Consider the following 19,547-nt stretch of genomic DNA (forward strand, 5'->3'; position numbering starts at 1 on the left):
GGACTGAGGACGCCATGCGGATCGGCATCGACTGGGGCGGGACGAAGATCGAGGGCCTCGCCCTCGCCGAGGACGGCCGCGTCCTCGCGCGCCATCGCGTGCCGACCCCGAAAGGCGACTACGAGGGCTGCGTGCGGGCCATCGCCGCGCTCGTCGCGGATCTCGAGCGGGAGGCCGGTCGGCGGGGCACGGTCGGAATCGGCATTCCCGGCGCGATCTCGCCCCAGAGCGGCCTCGTGATGAACGCCAATTCGACCTGGAACATCGGCCGCCCTCTCGATCGGGACGTCGAGGCGGCGCTCGGGCGGGACGTGCGGATCGAGAACGACGCCAATTGCTTCGCCGTGTCGGAAGCCGTGGACGGGGCCGGGGCGGGAGCCGGGGTGGTCTGGGGCGTCATCATCGGCACCGGGGCCGGGTCGGGGATTGCGATCGGCGGGCGCGCCCTCGGCGGGCGGAACCGGATCGCCGGCGAATGGGGCCACAATCCCCTGCCGCGCATGCGCGAGGACGAGCGGCCCGGCCCCCGCTGCTTCTGCGGACGCCACGGCTGCATGGAGACCTTCGTCTCGGGGACGGGATTCGAAAGAGATTACCTCGCCCATGCCGGCGCGAGCCGTCCGGCGGCGGCGATCGTGGAGGCGATGAGGGCCGGCGACGAGGCGGCGCAGGCGACCTACGGGCGCTATGTCGACCGGCTCGGGCGCGGCATCGCCTATGTCGTGAACGTCCTCGACCCGGACGTGATCGTGCTCGGCGGCGGCATGTCCAATGTCGAGGAACTCTATCGCGACCTGCCCGCCGCGATCGCGCCGCACGTCTTTGCCGACGCTTTCGAGACCCCTGTCCTGCGCAACAAGCATGGGGATGCCTCCGGCGTGCGGGGCGCGGCCTGGCTCTGGAAGGAATAGTCTCGGCGGCCAAAGGGTCTTGCGCCGTCGCCGGGACATCCATGCTCCGCAACCTGATTCTCGTCGCGGCCCTCGGGCTCTGCTGGGGCCTCAACTGGCCGGCCGTCAGGCTCGCTTTGGTCGAGATCCCTCCCTGGACCCTGCGCGCGGTCGCCTTCTGGCTCGCGACGACCCTGCTCGCGGGCACCCTTCTCGCCACGGGAAAATCGCTCGCGGTGCCGCGGCGGCATTGGCTGCGGCTCGCGGCGGTCGGGGCCTTCTCGATCGCGGGCTACAACATCCTCAGCGCCTTCGCCCAGCTCACCGCCACGACGAGCCGGGCCGCGGTGCTGTCCTACACGATGCCGATCTGGACGGTGATTTTCTCGCGCATCGTGCTCGGCGAGCCCTTCGACCGGAGCCGGCAGCTCGGGCTCGGGCTCGGCGTCGCGGGGCTCGTCGCGCTGGGCTGGCCTCTTCTCGCCGGAGGCAACTTCTCGATCGGCCTCGTCTATGCGGTTCTCTCCGGCGTGGTCTGGGCCATCGGCAGCGTGATCCTCAAGCGCTGGCCGATCGCGGCCTCGGCCCCCGTCATCACCGCCTGGCAGATGGCGCTCGCCGCCGTCGCCATGACCATCGGCATGGTCTTGATCGAGGGCGTTCCGAAAGCCCTGCCGCACCTGCCCGCCACCTATGCCGGCCTCGCCTACAATGTGCTGATCGGCCAGGCGCTGGCCTCGACCCTCTGGTTCACCATTCTCGGGCTCATGCCGGCGGGAACCGCCTCCATCGGCTCGCTCCTGGTGCCGGGGATCGGCGTCGTCGGCGCGACGCTGATCCTCGGCGAGCGGCCGACGGCGGCCGATTGGCTCGGGCTCGTCCTGATCGTCTCGGCTTCGGCTTCGGTGATTCTCGGCCGCCACGCGCCGGCTCCGGCAAGGCGCACCTCCTCCGCCTGAGGACCCGCCGCCGGGAAAGGCGCTTATGCGCCTATCCATGCCGAATCGTGATGGGAGGGATGCGGGAGCCGCGTTTGGCGCAGGGCCCGGCAGCCGGTAATGCTGCCCTTCCCACTGGAGCGAGGCCATGGACGCGAGCGGCAAGAGAAGGATCGGCCCCGAATGGGTCGTGTTCGCGGGCTGCGCGATCGCGCTGATCGGGTTCGGGCCGCGCGCCTCCTCGGGGCTCTTCCAGCTTCCGATGATCCAGGCCCATGGCTGGGGGCGCGACACCTTCGGCCTCGCCATCGCGATCCAGAACCTGCTCTGGGGGCTCGGCTCTCCCTTCGCCGGGGCGATGGCGGACCGCTACGGCATCACGCGGGTGCTCTGGATCGGTGCGCTTCTCTATGCGGCGGGCGTCGCCCTGATGGCCTATGCCGCGACGCCGGGCCTGCTTTACCTGAGCGCGGGCGTGCTCATCGGCTTCGGCCTCTCGGCGGCCTCCTTCAACCTGATCCTCGGCGCCTTCGGCAAGCTGCTGCCGGAGAGCTGGCGGCCGCTCGCCTTCGGCGCCGGCACGGCGGCCGGCTCCTTCGGGCAGTTCTTCTATCCGCCGATCGGCAACATCCTCATCGAGAATTTCGGCTGGCAGCAGGCTCTGCTCGTCTTCGCGGCCAGCGTCCTCGTGATCATGCCCCTCGCCGTCCTGCTCGGGACGCGCCCGGCCGCCGCGGCGGCAGCCTCGGTGCCCGACACGAGGCACGGCCAGTCCATCCCGCAGGCGCTCGGCGAGGCGTTCCGCCACCCGAGCTTCGTCTTCCTGACGCTCGGCTTCTTCACCTGCGGGTTCCAGCTCGCCTTCGTCACGGTCCACCTGCCGGCCTATCTGAAGGATGCCGGCCTCGCCTCCTGGGTGGGCGGCTGGACGCTCGCCGTCATCGGGCTTGCCAACGCGGTCGGCTCGCTCAGCGCCGGCTGGCTGTCCGGGCGCGTCTCGAAGAGATGGCTCCTGGCGGGCATCTATTTTGCGCGCGGCATCGTGATCGCCGTCTTCATGCTGCTGCCGCCGACGCCCACGACCTGCATCCTGTTCGGCCTTTTCATGGGCCTCCTCTGGCTCTCGACGGTGCCGCCGACCTCCGGCCTCGTGATGCTGATGTTCGGCACGCGCTACATGGCGATGCTCTACGGCTTCGTCTTCCTGTCGCACCAGATCGGCGGCTTCCTCGGCGTGTGGCTCGCGGGCGTTCTCTACGAGGCGCGCGGAAGCTACGACCTCGTCTGGTGGGCTTCGGTGGCGCTCAGCTTCGCCTCGGCGCTGATCAACCTGCCGATCCGCGAGCAGCCCGTAGCGAGGCCCGCCCTCGCGGGAGCCTGAGGCGGCGCTCCACAAGGCGAACCGGTTCGGCTATGCCTGGGCGGATCCGGGACAGCGAAACAGGAGCGGAACGTGGCTGATTTCAGGGCGGTGGTGATCGAAAAGGGCGAGAAATCCGGCTTGCCTGCGAAGCTCGGGACCTTCTCCGATGCCGACCTGATGGACGGCGACGTGACGGTGCGCGTCACACATTCGACCCTGAACTACAAGGATGGCCTCGCGATCACGGCGAAGGCGCCGATCGCGCGGCGCTTTCCGATGATCCCGGGCATCGATTTCGCCGGCGTCGTCGAGCAATCGTCGCATCCCGACTGGAAGGCGGGGGACAAGGTCATCCTCAACGGCTGGGGGACGGGCGAGACGCATCTGGGCGCCTTTGCCGAGCGTTCGCGCGTCAAGGGCGACTGGCTCGTGCCGCTGCCCGAGGGGCTCGCGCCAGAGGAGGCCATGGCGATCGGAACGGCCGGCTACACGGCCATGCTGAGCCTGATGGCGCTCGAGCGCCACGGATTGAAGCCCGAGCACGGCCCCGCCGTCGTGACGGGTGCGGCGGGTGGCGTCGGGTCGGTCGCGATCGCTCTCCTCAAGAAGGCGGGCTGGCACGTGATCGCCTCGACCGGCCGTGAGTCGGAGGCCGACTATCTGCGCGACCTCGGCGCGGCCGAGATCATCGCCCGCTCGGAACTCTCCGGCCCGGTCCGCCCGCTTGGCAAGGAGCGCTGGGCCGCGGGCGTGGACACGGTCGGCTCGACGACGCTCGCGAACCTTCTCTCCATGACGCGCTATGCGGGGGCGATCGCCGCCTGCGGCCTCGCAGGCGGGATGGACCTGCCCTCCTCGGTCGCGCCGTTCATCCTGCGCGGCGTGTCCCTGCTCGGGATCGAGTCGGTCATGGCGCCCAAGGCCTTGCGCATGGAAGCCTGGACGCGCCTCGCGCGCGATCTCGACCGGAGCAAGCTCAAGGCGATGACCCGGACCATCCCCCTGGAGGAGGTCATCGCGGCCGGCCGCGACATCGTCGAGGGCAAGGTTCGCGGCCGGGTTGTCGTGACGATCTGAAGTTTCTCAATTCGAAGGAGAGCACATGGCCAAGGTTCTGGTCCTCTACTACTCGTCTTACGGCCATATCGAGAAGATGGCCTATGCCGCGGCCGAAGGGGCGCGGGCCGCAGGCGCGGAGGTTACGGTGAAGCGGGTGCCGGAGACGGTTCCGCACGAGATCGCCGAGAAGTCGCATTTCAAGCTCGACCAGAAGGCCGAGGTCGCGACGATCGGCGAACTGCCGGATTACGACGCGATCCTGTTCGGAACGCCGACGCGCTTCGGCAACATGTGCGCCCAGATGAAGTCCTTCATCGACCAGGGCGGCGGCCTCTGGGCGCAGGGCAAGCTCAACGGCAAGGTGGGCGGGGTGTTCACCTCCTCGGCGACGCAGCATGGCGGGCAGGAATCCACGATCCTGACCTTCCTTCCCGTGCTGATGCATTGGGGCTTCATCATCGTCGGCCTGCCCTATTCCTTCCAGGGCCAGATGGGCGTGAAGGAGGTGATGGGGAACTCCCCCTATGGTGCTTCCACCATCGCCGACGGAGACGGCAGCCGTCGCCCGAGCGCCGTGGAACTGGACGGCGCGCGCTACCAGGGCCGGCATCTCGCCGAGATCACCATCAAGCTGAAAGGGTAGGCTTACCGCTCGGCGGCGGCGCGGCGGAGGCGATCGTTGATCGCCTCGCCGAGGCCGCGGCCGGGAATCGGCGCGACCGCGATGGTCTCCGCGCCGGAGGCATCGAGGCGGCGCAAATAACCGAACAGGTTCGCCGCCGCCTCGGCGAGATCGCCGTCCGGGCTGAGGTCGAGGACCTGCCGGGCTTGGCTGTGCCCGGCGGGCCGGAAGGCGGCGAAGGTCAGGAGTGCTTCGCCGGGCAGGATTTCCGCGACATCCAGCCGGACCCGCGCGCGGGGCGCGTAATGCGAGAGAAGGCCGCCCGGCGCGAGCGGCCGGTCCGCCGCCTCGCCCGCGCCCTCGAGCGGCCGGCCCAGCCGGCGCTCTATGTCTTCCCGCGTCACGCCGCCCGGACGCAGGAGGCGCGGCGGGCCGTCCAGGCAGGCGACGATGGTGGATTCCACGCCGATCGCCGTTGCGCCGCCCATGACCACGGCCGCGATCGCCCCGTCCAGGTCGCCGAGGACGTCCTCGGCCCTGGTCGGGCTGATCCGGCCGGACAGGTTGGCCGAGGGAGCGACCACCGGAAAGCCGCACAAGGCAAGAAGGTTCCGCGCCACGGGATGGGCTGGGATCCGCAATCCGATCGTATCGAGCCCCGCCCGTGCGAGATCGCAGACCGTGCCCGTCTCGGCGCGCGGCACGACGAGGGTCAGGGGCCCCGGCCAGAAAGCCGCCGCGAGGCGCGCGGCCTCGGGGCCGAGCCTTCCCTCACGCTCCGCCCCGCCGAGACTCGCCACATGGGCGATCAGGGGGTTGAAGGAAGGCCGCCCCTTCGCCGCATAGAGCGCGGCGACGGCGGCGGCGTTCCGGCCGTCCGCGCCGAGCCCGTAGACGGTCTCGGTCGGAAAGGCGACGAGGCCGCCCTCGGCGAGCAGGCATGCGGCGCGCGCAAGCCCGTGCGCGTCCGGTAAAAGACGTTCCGTCACAGGTCGCGTTGACGCCGTTCGGTTCAAGGCACATTGATCCCGCCGCGCCGTCCGGGGGAGGGCGCCCGGTGCCGCCGCTAGGCGAGGGGTGCCGTCTCGTCAACGCCCGTCCATCGTCCGGGAGACGCATATGAGCTACGCTGCGCCCGTCGCCGACATGATCGCCGTCCTGAAGGGGGCGGCGGGGCTCGACGCGGCCCTCGCCGAGGGGATCGCGGGCGACCTGGGCGCGGACGACGTGCGGACCATCCTCGAGGAGGCGGGCCGCTTCGCGGGCTCCGTCATCGCCCCCCTCAACCGCGTCGCCGATGCCAAGGGCACGCCATTCGAGAACGGGCGGATCACGATGCCGCCCGGATTCAAGGAAGCCTACAGGTCCTGGGCCGAGGGAGGCTGGAATGCGCTCGCGGCCCCCGAGGAGCATGGCGGCCAGGGCCTGCCGCACATGGTCGCCGTCGCCTGCTCGGAGATGTGGAACTCGGCCTCGATGGCCTTCGCGCTCGGCCCGCTCCTGACGATCGGGGCGGTCGAGGCGCTCGATAAGCACGGCTCGGCGGAGCTGAAGGAGCGCTATCTCGGCAAGCTCGTCTCGGGCGAGTGGATGGGCACCATGAACCTCACGGAGCCGCAGGCCGGCTCCGACCTCGCGGCGCTCCGGGCCAAGGCGGAGCGGGCCGGGGACGGCAGCTACCGCATCTTCGGCACCAAGATCTTCATCACCTACGGCGAGCACGATCTCACGGACAACATCGTCCACCTCGTCCTCGCCCGGCTTCCCGACGCGCCGGCGGGCACGCGCGGCATCTCCCTGTTCCTGGTGCCGAAGGTCCTGCCGGACGGATCGCTCAACGACGTCCGCTGCGCCGGGATCGAGCACAAGCTCGGCATCCACGGCTCGCCGACCTGCGTCATGGTCTATGGCGATGCGGGCGGGGCGACCGGCTGGCTCATCGGCGAGGAGAACCGCGGCCTCGCCTGCATGTTCACGATGATGAACAACGCGCGGCTGAATGTCGGCATCCAGGGAGTCGCGATCGCGGAGCGCGCCTATCAGGGCGCGCTCGCCTATGCGCGGGAGCGCCGGCAGGGCAGGGCGCCCGGAAGCGCGGGGCCGGGCATGAGCCCCATCGTCGAGCACCCGGACGTGCAACGCATGCTGCTGACGATGAAATCCGCCACCATGGCCGCGCGCGCCATCTGCTATCTCACCGCCGCCTGCCTCGATCGCGCCGCCCGCGCCTCGGATCCGCGGGCCGGTGAGCGCGCCTCGCTGCTGACCCCGGTTGCGAAGGCCTTCTCCACCGATATCGGCAACGAAGTCGCCTCGCTCGGCGTCCAGGTCCATGGCGGAATGGGCTTCGTGGAGGAGACGGGCGCGGCGCAGCATCTTCGCGACGCCCGCATCCTGCCGATCTACGAGGGCACCAACGGCATCCAGGCGATCGACCTCGTCACCCGCAAGCTGCCTCTCGAAGGCGGGGAGGTCGTCGCGGAGGAGATCGCCGCGATGCGCGTCACGGTAAAGGCGCTCATGAACAAGGGCGACGCCTTCGGGGCGAGCGCGGCGCGGCTGCGCGACGCCGTCGACAGCCTCGACCGGGCGACCTCCTTCCTCCTGAAGGCGCTGGCCGGCAACGATCCGGCTGCCGCCCTCGCGGGCGCGACGCCCTATCTGAGGCTCTTCGGCCTCGCGAGAGGCGGAACGCTCCTCGCCGAGATCGCGCTCGCCGCCGAGGGCGGGGAGGCCGGGCGGGGCCATGTCGCGCTCTGCCGCTTCTTTGCCGAGAACCTCGTCCCCGCCGCCGGGGGCCTCGAAGCCTCGATCCTCGGGGGAGCCGGCTTTCTCGACGATGCGCGGGCGGCACTCGCGAGCTGAGCGATGATCATTGTCCATGTCCCGCATCCCGATTCGCCGGGTGCGCTCGACCGTCGCATCCTGAAGGACGGCGAGGCCATTCCGCGCGAGGCTTTGTGGATCGACCTCGTGCGGCCGACCACGGCCGAGGACCGCAAGGCCGAGCGCTTCCTCGGCATCGAGGTGCCGACGCGGGAGGACCAGCAGGATATCGAGCCGTCCGAACTGCTCTATGCGGAGCACGGGGCGCGCTACCTCACGACGCGCCTTCTCACGCGCGCCGACGAGGACGACCCGGAACTGGCGGGCATCACCTTCATCCTGAAGGACAATGCGCTCGTGACCGTCCGCTATGCGGAGCCGCGCGCCTTCCAGATGTTCGCCCTCAAGACCTCCCGCCAGGCCGGATGCGGGCGCACCGGCGAGGAGTTGCTCGGCTCTCTGATCGAGACGATCATGGACCGGGCGGCCGATATCCTCCAGCTTGCGGGCGAGCGGATCGACGGCCTCTCGCGCAACGTGTTCAGGACCAATGCCGATCCGGGGGAGCGCAACGCGGAATACCAGGACACGCTGCGGGAACTCGGCCATTGGGGCGACCTGATCTCGAAGCAGCGCGAAAGCCTCGTCTCGATCGAGCGCATGCTCCTGTTCATCTCGGCGAGCTACCGGACGAACCGGGTCGACAAGGTGCTGCGCGACCAGATGCGCACGACCTTGCGCGACCTGCAGTCGCTGGAGGAGCACGCAACCTTTCAGGCGAGCAAGATCCAGTTCCTGCTCGACGCCACGCTGGGGCTCGTCAACCTGGAGCAGAACAACATCATCAAGCTGTTCTCGGTCATGGCGGTGGTCTTCATGCCGCCGACGCTCATCGCCTCGATCTACGGCATGAACTTCAAGCAGATGCCCGAGCTGGAGGCTCCCCTCGGCTATCCGCTCGCGCTGGTGCTGATGGTCATCGCGGCCGTCGCTCCCTATTTCTTCTTCCGCTGGAAGCGCTGGCTCTGAGAACCCGCGGATGGACGCGCCCCCGTCCAGGGTTCATGAGAGCCGGCGGATTCGCCCTCCCACCTGATCGGAGCGACGGTGCCCTCGGACCGCCCCAACACTGAACGCCGCGTGATGCTGCTCACGGGCGCGAGCCGCGGGATTGGTCATGCGACCGTCAAGCGGTTCCAGGCCGCCGGCTGGCGCGTGATCACCTGCTCGCGCCACGCCTTCCCCGAGAACTGCCCCTGGCAGATGGGTCCCGAGGACCATCTGCAGGTCGATCTCGCGAGCGCCGAGGATACCCTGCGGGCGGTCGAGGACACGCGCCAGCGCCTGCGCGAGGAGGGCGGCGTCCTGCACGCCCTTGTCAACAATGCCGGCATTTCTCCGAAGGGACCCGGCGGCGCCCGGCTGAAGGGGCTCGACACCGACCATGCGGATTGGCTGAAGGTCTTCCAGGTGAATTTCTTCGCGCCGATCATGCTGGCGCGGGGCCTGCGCGACGAACTGGCCAAGGCGAAGGGCTCGATCGTGAACGTGACCTCGATCGCGGGCTCGCGGGTGCATCCCTTCGCGGGCGCGGCCTATGCTACGTCGAAGGCCGCGCTTGCCGCCCTCACGCGCGAGATGGCGGCCGATTTCGGCCCGCTCGGCGTGCGGGTGAACGCGATCTCGCCCGGCGAGATCGATACCTCCATCCTGTCGCCGGGGACCGACAAGATCGTCGAGACGATCCCCCTCAAGCGCCTCGGCACGACCGACGAGGTCGCCAAGGCCATCTACTTCCTGTGCACCGAGGCTTCCTCCTACGTGAACGGGGCGGAGTTGCACATCAACGGCGGTCAGCACGTGTGAGACGGCTTCTTCTTTCCATCGCGCTTCTCGCGGCCCTGCCGGGGGCGGCGCGGGCCGAGCCTTCGGTCTCGATCCTGCCGCTCGGCTTCGAGGTCGAGCAGTTCCGGGGGCCGGGGACGCGCGTCGCCGCCACCGCCGCCTCGACCGAGGCGTTCCGGGAGGTGCGCGGAGCGATGCAGCCGCCTCTCGTGGTCCTGTGGGGGAAGGGCGGCGCGGCGGCGCTGACGCTCGAAGGCGGGGCGATCCGCATCCTGCGCGCGAAGGGCGGAGGCGGCGACCTCGCGGCCCTCGAGCGCGCGGGCGAGGCGCTCCCCGATTCGCGGATCGCCGGCGCGGGCGCCGTGACCGCGCGGCTGGAAATGCCCTCGCGGGACTATGCGCATGAGGACCTGGGCTCGGCGGTGCATGCGCGCGTCGTGGCGGTCACGGAGCGCAAGCCCGCGCCGCCGAGCGCCGAGCCGAAGCCGGTCGCGCAGGATGTCGTCCGCATTCCGGCAGGAGAAGGAGCGGTTTTCGAGGATCGCGAGCCTCATCTCGCGCAGATCGGCGGCGAGGCGCCGGTGATCCTGGTAGTTCGCTCCTACCGCGACCTCGGTTCCGCTCTCGCGCTGATCGCAAAGCGCGAGGGAAGCTGGAAGATCGTGGCCGAAACGCCCCCCGACGGCACGCCCTATCGGTGGCTGAACCCGGTCGCGAGCGGGGAGGGCGTGGCCTCGGACATCGCCGTCGTGCGGCGTCCCGACCGCGACGGCCTGCTGCAAATCTGGCGCCTGGACGGCGACAAGCTGGTCCTGCAAGCGGAAAAGCCCGGCTATTCGAATCACGTCCACGGCAGCCCCGCCCAGGACCTCGCCGCCTGGTTCGCCGCCGAGGACGGCTCGGCGCGCCTAGCGATCCCCGTGCTCGACCGGAGCGCCCTCGCGCTGCTTTCGGTCGGCCCGGAGGTGAAGGAGATCGCCCGCATCCCCCTGCCCGCCAAGGCTGCGGCGGGAATCGCCGCGCTCGGGCGCGGGAGGGACATCCGTCTCGTCGTCGGGCTGGAAGACGGCCGGGTCGTCGAGGTGCGCCCGTGAGCGGGAATCGCCTCTATCCCGAGCGGCCGATGCTGGCGGCCTCGGTCGCCGTTTTGCGCGGCGACCGCATCCTTCTCGCCGCCCGCGCCCGCCCGCCCCTCGACCATATCTGGTCTCTTCCGGGCGGCCTCGTGGAGCCGGGGGAAACCCTCGCCGAGGCGGCGCTCCGCGAGCTGAAGGAGGAGACGGGCGTCGAGGCGCAGATGATCGGGCTGATCCGCCCCATCGAATATATCGATCGCGACCCGGAGGGCCGGATCAGGCATCATTTCGTCATCTGCGCCCATGCGGCCCGCTGGCTCGCCGGCGAGGGGGAGATCACCGCCGAGGCACTGGCGATCCGCTGGGCGCGCGAGGACGAGGTGGCGGACCAGCCGACGACGCCGGGTCTTCTCCCGGTCCTCGAAATGGCTTTCGCGATCGGCCGGGAGGCGGGCGGCGCGTTAACCTCTTCGTGAGGAATGGCTGGCGGCAGGCGAGGCGGCTGCTAGAAGGACGATCGAATTTGCCTGCCGCATATGATCGACCTGCCAGACAATGCCTTTGCCGACGACGCGAGCCACAAGCGCGCAGCCCTCGGCTACGTAACCCAAGCCTTCGCCGAGGCCGAGCTTGACGGACTCGACAGCGATTTCGTCGTCCAGGCGGCGCTTTTCGAAGCCTTCCGCCACCTCGTCGAGATCTATGGCGAGGAACAGGCCGCGACCTATGCCGAGTCGATTCCAGGGCGTATCCGCGAGGGATCCTTCTCCGTCGCCCCGCGCCATTGACGCGCATTTGCCGAGGTCGTGATAGGCTTCAGGCGCGGCCGGCCGCGAGTCGGAGGAGCGGGTTGAGCGGATGACGTCGGCGCGGCTGGATCATCGCGGCGTGCTGGAAGTGACGGGGCCGGAGGCGCGGACCTTCCTCGACCGCATTGTGACATGCGACGTCGATCCCGTCGCCCCCGGCCGCGCGGCCTTCGGCGCGCTGCTCTCGCCGCAGGGAAAGATCCTCGCCGATTTCATCCTCTTCGCCCGGTCGGATGAGACCTTCCTGCTGGATACGCCCGCGAGCTGTCTCGCCGATCTCGCGAAACGGCTGACGCTCTACAAGCTGCGGGCGAAGATCACGATCGCGGACCGCACGGCCGAACTCGCGGTCACGGCCGGATGGGACGAGCCGCCGCCCGATGCCGTGGCCACGGCGCCCGATCCACGGCTCGCCGCTTTCGGCTGGCGTGCGCTCATGCCGCGCGGCGAATCATCGGAAGGCGACCCTGCCGGCTACGAGGCCCGCCGCATCCGGCTCGGGATTCCCGAGGGAGGGCGGGATTTCGCCTTTGGGGACGCCTTCCCCCATGAGGCGCTGATGGACCAGCTCCGCGGCGTGGCTTTCGACAAGGGATGCTATGTCGGCCAGGAGGTCGTTTCCCGGATGCAGCACCGGGGGACGGCGCGGACGCGCGTCGTCCCGGTGCGCTATGCGGGCGACGCTCCGCCGCCCGGAACCGAGGTGATCGCGGGCGGTCGGATGATCGGCCGCACCGGCTCGGCCATCGGCAACCAGGGCCTCGCCATGCTCCGGCTCGACCGTGCGGCCGACGCAATTGCCGCCGGGGATTCGCTCGAGGCCGGCGGCGTCGCTTTCGCGATCGAGCCTCGCGACTGGATCGCGTTCACGTTGCCGGGCGCCCCATGAGCGAGGATCTGATCCTTCACCCGGACGGGCGGACGCGTTGCTGGTGGCCCGGAACCGATCCCCTCTACCTCGCCTATCACGACACCGAATGGGGTGTGCCCGAGCGTGACGGCCGCGCCTTGTTCGAGAAGCTGATCTTGGACGGGTTTCAGGCCGGACTGTCTTGGATCACGATCCTGCGCAAGCGCGAGGGCTTCCGCCGCGCCTTCGCGGGCTTCGAGCCGGAGCGCATCGTGGATTTCACCCCGAGCCGGGTGGACGAGCTGATGGCCGATGCCGGCATCGTCCGCAACCGCGCGAAGATCGACGGCACGATCAAATCCGCGCGCTCCTATCTGGATCTCGGCGGCCCCGAGGCTTTCTCCGCCTTGTTCTGGGAGCGGCTGGACGGACGGGCCTTGCAGCCGGACCGGGAGTCGCGTCGGCAGGTGCCGGCTTCGACCGATCTCTCGACAGACTTGTCCAAGGAACTGAAATCGAAAGGCTTCGCCTTCTGCGGACCGACTATTGTCTACGCCTTCATGCAGGCGACCGGCCTCGTCAACGACCACCTGACCGGCTGTTTCCGGCATGCCGAATGCGCCGCCCTGGCCGAGCCGCCCGAGAGATCGCCGGCTCCGTGAAACGATCCCGCGCGATGGCCGCGCAACGCGGGTGGCAACGCATGCTGTCCGGGCGCCGGCTCGAGATCCTCGACCCCTCGCCGCTCGATGTCGAGCTGGACGACATTGCGCACGGGATCGCCCGGGTGGCGCGCTGGAACGGCCAGACGCGCGGGGCCTTTCCCTTTTCAGTGGCTCAGCATTGCTGCCTCGTGGAGGCGATCGCCGCCGGGATCGATCCGCGCCTCGGGCCTGCCGCCCGCCTGACGCTGCTTCTGCACGATGCCGCCGAATATGTCGTCGGCGACCTCGTGACGCCCCTCAAGGCCGCGCTCGGCGAGCCGTTCAAGGCTATCGAGGGGCGGCTTCAAGAGGCGATCTTCATTGCTTTCGGCCTGCCCGCCCAGCCGCCCGAAGATCTGCGCCACCTGACGAAGCGGGCGGACAGGAGCGCGGCCTGGCTCGAGGCGACGAGGCTCGCCGGCTTCTCGCAGGATGAGGCGCGGCAGGTCTTCGGGCGGCCGGATGCCTTCCCGGAAGAAATCGAATCTTATCTCTCCCCCTGGCCTCCCGAGACGGCGCAGGAGAAATTCCGCGCCCGGGTGAAGGATTGCCTGGAGCGCCGGGCGGGCGGCGATCCTTGTCAGGTGCGGGGGAGGACCCCATAAGGGCGCCCATGACGAACGAACCCGCCAAGGCCCCGGCCCGAGGCTCCAAGCAGAGCGAGAAGGGCCTCGGCGAGCTTCCTTTCGAGAAGGCTCTCGCCGAGCTGGAGGAGATCGTGCGCCAGCTCGAAGGAGGGCGCGTGCCGCTGGAGGATTCGATCGCGATCTTCGAGCGGGGGGAATTGCTGAAACGCCATTGCGAGAACCTGCTCAAGCTGGCCGAGGCCCGGATCGACCGCATCACGCTCGGGCCGGACGGAAAGCCGGCGGGCACGGCGCCGCTCGATCCTCCCTGACGCGCGTCATGATCGGCGCGAAGCGGCGGGCGGATCTCGTCCTCGTCGCCCGGGGCGTCTTCGAGAGCCGCGCGAGGGCGCAGGCCGCCATCGCGGCCGGGCTCGTGACGGCGGACGGGGCGCCCGTCCGAAAGCCCTCCGACCTCATCGCCGAGGAGGCTGCGATCGAGGCGTCGCCGGCGCATCCCTATGTCTCGCGCGGCGGCGTCAAGCTCGCCGCTGCCCTCGACGCTTTCGCGATCGATCCGGCCGGCTGGGCCTGTCTCGATGTCGGCGCCTCGACCGGCGGCTTCACCGATCTCCTGCTGCGCCGCGGCGCGGCCCGGGTCCATGCGGTCGATGTGGGCCGCGGCCAGTTGCATCCGACGCTTGCGGCCGATCCCCGAGTCATCTCCCTCGAGGCGACCGATATCCGGCAGGCCGGGGAGCGGCTGCCGCCGGACGCCTTCGATCTCGTCACCGTCGATGTCAGCTTCGTCTCGTTGAAGCAGATTCTCCCGCATCTGATCCAATATATGAAGAAATCATCCCAACTCATTCTGCTGATTAAGCCGCAATTCGAGGTCGGACCCCGCGGTCTCGGGCGGGGCGGCATCGTGCGCGACGATGCCCTGCGCCGCGCCAGCGCCCAGGAGATCCAGGCGCTCGCGGCCGATCTCGGCTTTCACGTCCAGGACGTAATTCCGTCTCCGATCTCGGGCGGCGATGGGAACCGGGAGTTTCTGCTAGGGGCGAGGCGTGGTTGAGACCCTGACCATTTCGCGCCTCGGGCCGGGCGGCGAGGGCATCGCCGAGACGCCCGCCGGACCGGTCCAGGTGCCCTTTTCCCTGCCGGGTGAAAGGGTGCTCGTCGAGGCCGAGGGGCGGCGGGGGCGGCTCGTCGGGATCGAGGCCGTGTCCCCCGATCGCATCGCCCCTTTTTGTCCCTGGTTCACGCGCTGCGGAGGCTGTGTTTTCCAGCACTTGGCGCCGGATCCTTATGCGGTGTGGAAGCACAGCAGGGTTGTGTCCGCCCTTCGTGGCCAGGGGCTGGAGGTGCCGGTGGAGCCGCTCGCGGATGCGCATGGCGAGGGTCGGCGCCGGGTGGTTCTCCATGTCCGGCGGATCGAGGGCGAGGTGCGGGCGGGCTTCATGGAGGCGGGGACGCACCGGCTCGTTCCCGTCGCGGAATGCCCCGCCGCGGTCCCCGCGCTCGCGCGCGCGCCGGCCGTCGCGGAGGCCCTGGCGCGGCCCCTTCTGTCGGCCGGGAAGCCGCTCGACGTCGCGGTCACGGCGACCCTGGCCGGCCTCGACGTCGATCTTCGCGGCCCGGGACAGCCCGGAGAGCGGAAGGTCCAGGCTCTGATCGGGGAGGCTGAAAGGCTCGATCTGGCCCGGCTGTCGCTGCACGGAGACGTGCTGGTCGAGCGCCGCCGCCCGGCCATCGCCGTCGGCCCGAGCCTCGTCGTTCCCCCGCCGGGCAGCTTCCTTCAGGCCACCGCGAGGGGCGAGGAGGAACTCGCCGACGCCGTGCTGGAGGCGGCCGGCGGGGCGCGCCGGATCGTCGATCTCTTCGCGGGGATCGGCCCCTTCACGCTGCGACTCGCGCGGAATGCCGAGGTCCATGCCGTCGAGGGGCAGGCTGCGATGCTGGCCGCGCTCGACCGGGCCGCTCGCGAGACGCCGGGCCTGAGGAGGGTCACGACGGAGGCCCGCGACCTCTTCCGCCGCCCGCTCCTCGCACCGGAACTCGACCGCTTCGATCTCGCGGTGATCGATCCGCCGCGCCAGGGGGCCGCCTCGCAGGTCGGCCAGGTCGTCCTGTCGTCCCTGGATCGCCTGATCATGGTGTCCTGTGATCCAGGGACCTTCGCCCGCGACGCGGCGGCCCTGGCCTCGGGCGGCTTCGCGCCCGAGCGCGTGCGGCCCGTGGACCAGTTCAAATGGAGCACCCACGTCGAGATCGTGGGGGTGTTCGCGCGTCCCTCGCGGCGCCCGCCGCGGAAAGGCCGCCGCTGAACCGGGATCAAGGGAGGGCAGGATCACATGATCCTGTCATCCCGGTACTGCGGCCGGACGGCCGGCTCCCTCTCAAGGGTAGAGGCGCTGGCGCTGCCAGCCATCCGCAACCCGGACGAAGCGCACGCGGTCGTGAAGCCGGAAGGGCTTGTCCTGCCAGAATTCCATCGCCACGGGCGCGATGCGGAATCCCGTCCAGTAGGGAGGACGGGGGATGTCCCCGAGCCCGAAGCGCGCCGTCTGGACGGCGACCGCCTTCTCGAGCGCGAAGCGGCTCTCCAGCGGGCGCGACTGCTGGCTCGCCCAGGCGCCGATGCGGCTGTCGCGGGGGCGGCTCGCGAAATAGGCGTCGGCCTCCTCCTCGCTCACGCGGCTGACGGGCCCCCGGAAGCGGACCTGCCGCCGCAGGCTCTTCCAGTGGAGCACGGCCGCGGCCTTCGGCTGGCCCGCCAGCTCGGTGCCCTTGGCCGATTCGGTGTTGGTGTAGAAGACGAAGCCCGCCTCGTCGTGCCCTTTCAGGAGCACCATGCGGACGTCGGGAAGGCCGTCCGCATCGACCGTCGCGAGCGCCATCGCGTTGGGGTCGTTGGGCTCCGACGCCTCGGCCTCGCCGAGCCATCGGGCGAAGAGCCGGAAGGGCTCGGAGGCTTCGGTGAAATCCCCTGTTAAGTTGTCCACGCTCTATTCCAGCCATGTATGTGCTGAGCGACGCGAAGGCCGATGTCTGAGCGGTATAGGCGAGGATGGACGTTCGGCGAAGCGGCGGCGCGGATCGCGGTCGCGCTCGGCTGCCTTTGCGCGGGCGGATGCAGCCTGTCCTCGTCCTCGACGGAGGCCCAGGTCGATGCGACGGGTTCCATCAAGCGCGACGCCGTCACCACTCTGTCGGCCGATCTCGGCGCCGAGGATTGGCGGCGGGCGAAGGGGGCGCTCGCGACCGCTCTCGACCCGCAGGGGAACGGCGCTCCGGTGAAGTGGGACAATCCGGATTCGGAGATCAGCGGCACCTTCACCCCGGTCGCCCAGCCCTTCGTGAAATCCGACGAGATCTGCCGGGTGTTCCTCGCGACGATCAACTTTCCGGGCCGCACGTCCTCGCTCCAGGGCACGGCCTGCAAGCTGTCCGCCGACGAATGGCAGCTCAAGGACGTGAAGCCCTGGAAAAAGCCGAATTGAGGCCGCAACCCGGATATTGCGCGATCCGGGACGTTGCTTCAGAGCAACACTGACCCCACATGGACGGCCGATCGCCCTTGGCCGATACGTGGCCGGGGCTGGAGGTTTCGATGGCCGATCCCTACAGGGTCCTGAACGTGCAGCGCGACGCGAGCGAGGCGGATATCAAGCGCGCCTTCCGCAAGCTCGCCAAGCAATACCACCCCGACAGCAACAAGAACGATCCCAAGGCGAAGGAGAAATTCGCCGAGGTGAACCAAGCCTATGAGATCCTCGGGGATTCCGCGAAGCGGGCGCAGTTCGACCGCGGCGAGATCGACGGGGAGGGCAAGCAGCGCTTCCAGGGATTCGAGGGGTTCGGCGGGGGCGGCGGCGGCCGCGAGGGATTCGAGGGCTTTTCCTTCGGATTCGGGGCGGGGCCGGGAGCGCGCGGGGGCGGCGCGGACGACATCTTCTCCCATCTGTTCGGCGATGCCCTGAGGGGCGGACGTCCCCGCTCGCGCAAGGGCGAGGACGTTTCGGCCGTCCTCACCGTGACGGTCGAGGACATCGCGGGCGGGCGCAAGCAGCGGATCGCGCTTCCCTCGGGGAGGGACGTGGAGGTGACGCTCCCGCCCGGCGTCGCCGATGGCCAGGTCATGCGCCTGCGCGGCCTCGGCGGACAGGGCCATGGCGGCGCCGAGGCCGGCGACGTGCTGCTGACGGTGAAGATCCTTCCCCATGACCGCTTCGTCGTCAGCGGCTCCGATCTCAAGACGCGCCTGACAGTCGATCTCGAGGATGCGATTCTCGGGGGGAAGGTCCGCGTGGAGACGCCGACCGGCACGGTGGAGATGAACATTCCGGCCATGACCTCGTCGGGACGCACCTTCCGCCTGCGCGGGAAGGGACTTCCCAGGAAGGACGGCCACGGCGACCTCCTCGCAACGACGGAGATCCGGCTGCCGGCGGATGCGGACGAGGCGCTGCGGGACTTCGCCAGGACACGGCGCGCCGCGAAGGTCGGCTGACAGGGGGCCTTCCGTCACCGCAAGGCGTCCGCTAAACAGCAATCGTTCTAGGAAGGGGCCTGCGGGTGGGTCATGGCGAATAACGGAGCGGGCCTGTTGGCGGGCAAGCGCGGCCTGATCATGGGTGTCGCCAACAATCGCTCGATCGCCTGGGGCATTGCGCGCTCCGCGCGGGCGCACGGGGCGGAGCTGGCATTCACCTACCAGGGCGACGCGCTGAAGAAGCGCGTCGAACCGCTGGCGCGGGAGATCGGGGGCGAGGTCGTCGGCCATTGCGACGTCACCGATTCCGCGAGCCTCGACGCCGTCTTCGCCGAGACGGAGAAGCGCTGGGGGACGATCGACTTCCTGGTCCACGCCATCGCCTTCGCCGACAAGGACGAGCTGACAGGCCGCTACATCGATACGAGCGAGGCCAATTTCACGAAGTCGCTCCTCATCTCCTGCTATTCCTTCACGGCGATCGCCAAGCGGGCCGAGAAGCTGATGCCCAATGGCGGCTCGCTGCTGACCATGACCTATTACGGCGCCGAGAAGTGGATGCCGCACTACAACGTCATGGGCGTGGCGAAGGCGGCGCTCGAAGCCTCGGTGCGCTATCTCGCGGCCGATCTCGGCCCGAGCGGGATTCGCGTCAACGCCATCTCGGCCGGTCCGATCAAGACGCTGGCGGCCTCGGGAATCGGCGATTTCCGCTACATTCTCAGGTGGAACGAGTACAATGCGCCCCTGCGCCGGACCGTGACCATCGAGGAAGTGGGCGAGACGGCCTCCTATCTCGCCTCCGACATGTCGAAGGGCGTCACGGGCGAGGTCATGCATGTCGATGCCGGCTACCACGTCGTCGGCATGAAGAACCCGGCCGCCCCGGACATCTCGCTCGACCGCGAGGGAACATCCTGAAGCGGACCATCTTCTTCATCCGCCATGGCGAGACCGACTGGAATGCCGAGGCGCGCCTCCAGGGACAGCAGGATATCGCGCTGAATGCCGTCGGCCGTTTCCAGGCCGAACAGGCCGGCCGCAGGCTCGCCGAACTCGCCCCAGACGCGGCGCAGCTCCGCTACCTGTGCAGTCCCCTGGGCCGGACGCGCGAAACCATGGAGATCATGCGCCGCAGCATCGGCCTGCCCCCGGGAGACTACAGCCTGGAGCCTCGCTTCGCCGAGCTGACCTTCGGCGACTGGGAAGGGCTGACATGGCGCGAGGTACGCCGCGCGCAGGCGGAACTGGCCGCGGAGCGCGAGCGTGACAAATGGAGCTTCGTCCCTCCGAACGGGGAGAGCTATGCCATGCTCGCAGAGCGGGTCGCGCCTGCAATCGACGACCTGCCGGAGAGGAGCGTCGTCGTATCACATGGGGGCGTGGCGCGGGCCCTCTTGAATCTTCTCTCCGGCCTGCCAGAGAAGAAAGCCCCGCTGCTCGACATCTGGCAGGGGCGAGTTCTCGTCTTCGACGGCCCTCGCCATCGTTGGCACTGAGC

Annotated in this window: 23 protein-coding genes; 21 read left to right on the forward strand and 2 right to left on the reverse strand. The window is 69.6% G+C overall.

Annotation, left to right across the window (positions count from 1 at the left end; all coding sequences use genetic code 11):
- Nucleotides 1-14 precede the first annotated feature (14 nt).
- The 5 genes from PKD06_RS11515 to wrbA all read left to right on the forward strand — a co-directional run bounded on the left by PKD06_RS11515 (nt 15) and on the right by wrbA (nt 4,893).
- Nucleotides 15-911, forward strand: a complete 897-nt coding sequence (locus PKD06_RS11515) for an ROK family protein (protein ID WP_324380347.1) — start codon at nt 15-17, stop codon at nt 909-911.
- A 41-nt stretch (nt 912-952) separates the two neighbouring features.
- Nucleotides 953-1,849 carry an EamA family transporter gene (locus PKD06_RS11520; RefSeq protein WP_324380323.1) on the forward strand — a complete coding sequence of 299 codons (897 nt, stop codon included), beginning with the start codon at nt 953-955 and terminating at the stop codon, nt 1,847-1,849.
- A 127-nt stretch (nt 1,850-1,976) separates the two neighbouring features.
- Nucleotides 1,977-3,209 (forward strand): MFS transporter, encoded by a 1,233-nt coding sequence (locus PKD06_RS11525; protein WP_324380324.1) that lies wholly within the window; start codon nt 1,977-1,979, stop codon nt 3,207-3,209.
- A gap of 72 nt (nt 3,210-3,281) precedes the next feature.
- The gene (locus tag PKD06_RS11530; protein WP_324380325.1) at nt 3,282-4,268 is read left to right on the forward strand and encodes an MDR family oxidoreductase; all 987 of its coding nucleotides are present in this window, start codon (nt 3,282-3,284) and stop codon (nt 4,266-4,268) included.
- A gap of 25 nt (nt 4,269-4,293) precedes the next feature.
- The gene (wrbA, locus tag PKD06_RS11535) at nt 4,294-4,893 is read left to right on the forward strand and encodes an NAD(P)H:quinone oxidoreductase (protein WP_324380326.1); all 600 of its coding nucleotides are present in this window, start codon (nt 4,294-4,296) and stop codon (nt 4,891-4,893) included.
- A 2-nt stretch (nt 4,894-4,895) separates the two neighbouring features.
- On the opposite strand, the gene PKD06_RS11540 is transcribed toward wrbA, so the two are convergent.
- Nucleotides 4,896-5,888 carry an L-threonylcarbamoyladenylate synthase gene (locus tag PKD06_RS11540; RefSeq protein WP_324380327.1) on the reverse strand — a complete coding sequence of 331 codons (993 nt, stop codon included), beginning with the start codon at nt 5,886-5,888 and terminating at the stop codon, nt 4,896-4,898.
- Nucleotides 5,889-5,991: 103 nt separating this feature from the next.
- Between PKD06_RS11540 and PKD06_RS11545 the strand changes: the two genes are divergently transcribed.
- The 12 genes from PKD06_RS11545 to PKD06_RS11600 all read left to right on the forward strand — a co-directional run bounded on the left by PKD06_RS11545 (nt 5,992) and on the right by PKD06_RS11600 (nt 15,878).
- The gene (locus tag PKD06_RS11545) at nt 5,992-7,737 is read left to right on the forward strand and encodes an acyl-CoA dehydrogenase (protein WP_324380328.1); all 1,746 of its coding nucleotides are present in this window, start codon (nt 5,992-5,994) and stop codon (nt 7,735-7,737) included.
- A 3-nt stretch (nt 7,738-7,740) separates the two neighbouring features.
- Entirely contained in the window at nt 7,741-8,727 is a 987-nt protein-coding gene (locus PKD06_RS11550) for a magnesium transporter CorA family protein (protein ID WP_324380329.1), read from the forward strand.
- 114 nt (nt 8,728-8,841) lie between these two features.
- Nucleotides 8,842-9,564: an SDR family oxidoreductase gene (locus PKD06_RS11555; RefSeq protein WP_324380348.1), complete on the forward strand. Its 723-nt coding sequence runs from the start codon at nt 8,842-8,844 to the stop codon at nt 9,562-9,564.
- Complete coding sequence (locus PKD06_RS11560; RefSeq protein WP_324380330.1) at nt 9,561-10,637, forward strand: hypothetical protein; 1,077 nt, start codon at nt 9,561-9,563, stop codon at nt 10,635-10,637. Before PKD06_RS11555 ends, PKD06_RS11560 begins: the two co-directional genes overlap by 4 nt.
- Nucleotides 10,634-11,095: an NUDIX hydrolase gene (locus tag PKD06_RS11565; RefSeq protein ID WP_324380331.1), complete on the forward strand. Its 462-nt coding sequence runs from the start codon at nt 10,634-10,636 to the stop codon at nt 11,093-11,095. Before PKD06_RS11560 ends, PKD06_RS11565 begins: the two co-directional genes overlap by 4 nt.
- A 60-nt stretch (nt 11,096-11,155) precedes the next feature.
- A complete protein-coding gene (locus PKD06_RS11570) occupies nt 11,156-11,407 on the forward strand; it encodes a hypothetical protein (protein WP_324380332.1) in 252 nt (83 codons plus the stop codon).
- 70 nt (nt 11,408-11,477) lie between these two features.
- The gene (locus tag PKD06_RS11575; RefSeq protein WP_324380333.1) at nt 11,478-12,317 is read left to right on the forward strand and encodes a folate-binding protein; all 840 of its coding nucleotides are present in this window, start codon (nt 11,478-11,480) and stop codon (nt 12,315-12,317) included.
- Nucleotides 12,314-12,940 carry a DNA-3-methyladenine glycosylase I gene (locus tag PKD06_RS11580; RefSeq protein WP_324380334.1) on the forward strand — a complete coding sequence of 209 codons (627 nt, stop codon included), beginning with the start codon at nt 12,314-12,316 and terminating at the stop codon, nt 12,938-12,940. The genes PKD06_RS11575 and PKD06_RS11580 overlap by 4 nt, the downstream gene beginning before the upstream one ends.
- Nucleotides 12,941-12,981: 41 nt before the next feature.
- Nucleotides 12,982-13,587: an HD family hydrolase gene (locus tag PKD06_RS11585; RefSeq protein WP_324380335.1), complete on the forward strand. Its 606-nt coding sequence runs from the start codon at nt 12,982-12,984 to the stop codon at nt 13,585-13,587.
- Between the two features lie 8 nt (nt 13,588-13,595).
- Entirely contained in the window at nt 13,596-13,880 is a 285-nt protein-coding gene (locus PKD06_RS11590; protein ID WP_324380336.1) for an exodeoxyribonuclease VII small subunit, read from the forward strand.
- Nucleotides 13,881-13,888: 8 nt separating this feature from the next.
- Nucleotides 13,889-14,626 (forward strand): TlyA family RNA methyltransferase, encoded by a 738-nt coding sequence (locus tag PKD06_RS11595; protein ID WP_324380337.1) that lies wholly within the window; start codon nt 13,889-13,891, stop codon nt 14,624-14,626.
- Nucleotides 14,619-15,878 carry an RNA methyltransferase gene (locus PKD06_RS11600; protein WP_324380338.1) on the forward strand — a complete coding sequence of 420 codons (1,260 nt, stop codon included), beginning with the start codon at nt 14,619-14,621 and terminating at the stop codon, nt 15,876-15,878. The genes PKD06_RS11595 and PKD06_RS11600 overlap by 8 nt, the downstream gene beginning before the upstream one ends.
- A 72-nt stretch (nt 15,879-15,950) precedes the next feature.
- Here PKD06_RS11600 and pdxH read toward each other — a convergent pair whose 3' ends face one another.
- A complete protein-coding gene (gene pdxH, locus PKD06_RS11605; protein WP_324380339.1) occupies nt 15,951-16,556 on the reverse strand; it encodes a pyridoxamine 5'-phosphate oxidase in 606 nt (201 codons plus the stop codon).
- 42 nt (nt 16,557-16,598) lie between these two features.
- Here pdxH and PKD06_RS11610 point away from each other — a divergent pair, with 42 nt between their 5' ends.
- The 4 genes from PKD06_RS11610 (at nt 16,599) to PKD06_RS11625 (ending at nt 19,545) form a co-directional block, all read left to right on the forward strand.
- Entirely contained in the window at nt 16,599-17,054 is a 456-nt protein-coding gene (locus PKD06_RS11610; protein WP_324380340.1) for an RT0821/Lpp0805 family surface protein, read from the forward strand.
- Nucleotides 17,055-17,164: 110 nt separating this feature from the next.
- Nucleotides 17,165-18,064: a DnaJ C-terminal domain-containing protein gene (locus PKD06_RS11615; RefSeq protein ID WP_324380341.1), complete on the forward strand. Its 900-nt coding sequence runs from the start codon at nt 17,165-17,167 to the stop codon at nt 18,062-18,064.
- Between the two features lie 72 nt (nt 18,065-18,136).
- Entirely contained in the window at nt 18,137-18,967 is an 831-nt protein-coding gene (gene fabI / locus PKD06_RS11620) for an enoyl-ACP reductase FabI (RefSeq protein ID WP_324380342.1), read from the forward strand.
- Nucleotides 18,968-18,984: 17 nt separating this feature from the next.
- Nucleotides 18,985-19,545 carry a histidine phosphatase family protein gene (locus PKD06_RS11625; protein WP_324380349.1) on the forward strand — a complete coding sequence of 187 codons (561 nt, stop codon included), beginning with the start codon at nt 18,985-18,987 and terminating at the stop codon, nt 19,543-19,545.
- Nucleotides 19,546-19,547 lie beyond the last annotated feature (2 nt).

The organism is Enterovirga sp. (assembly GCF_035325185.1).
Taxonomy (GTDB): Bacteria; Pseudomonadota; Alphaproteobacteria; order Rhizobiales; family Beijerinckiaceae; genus Enterovirga.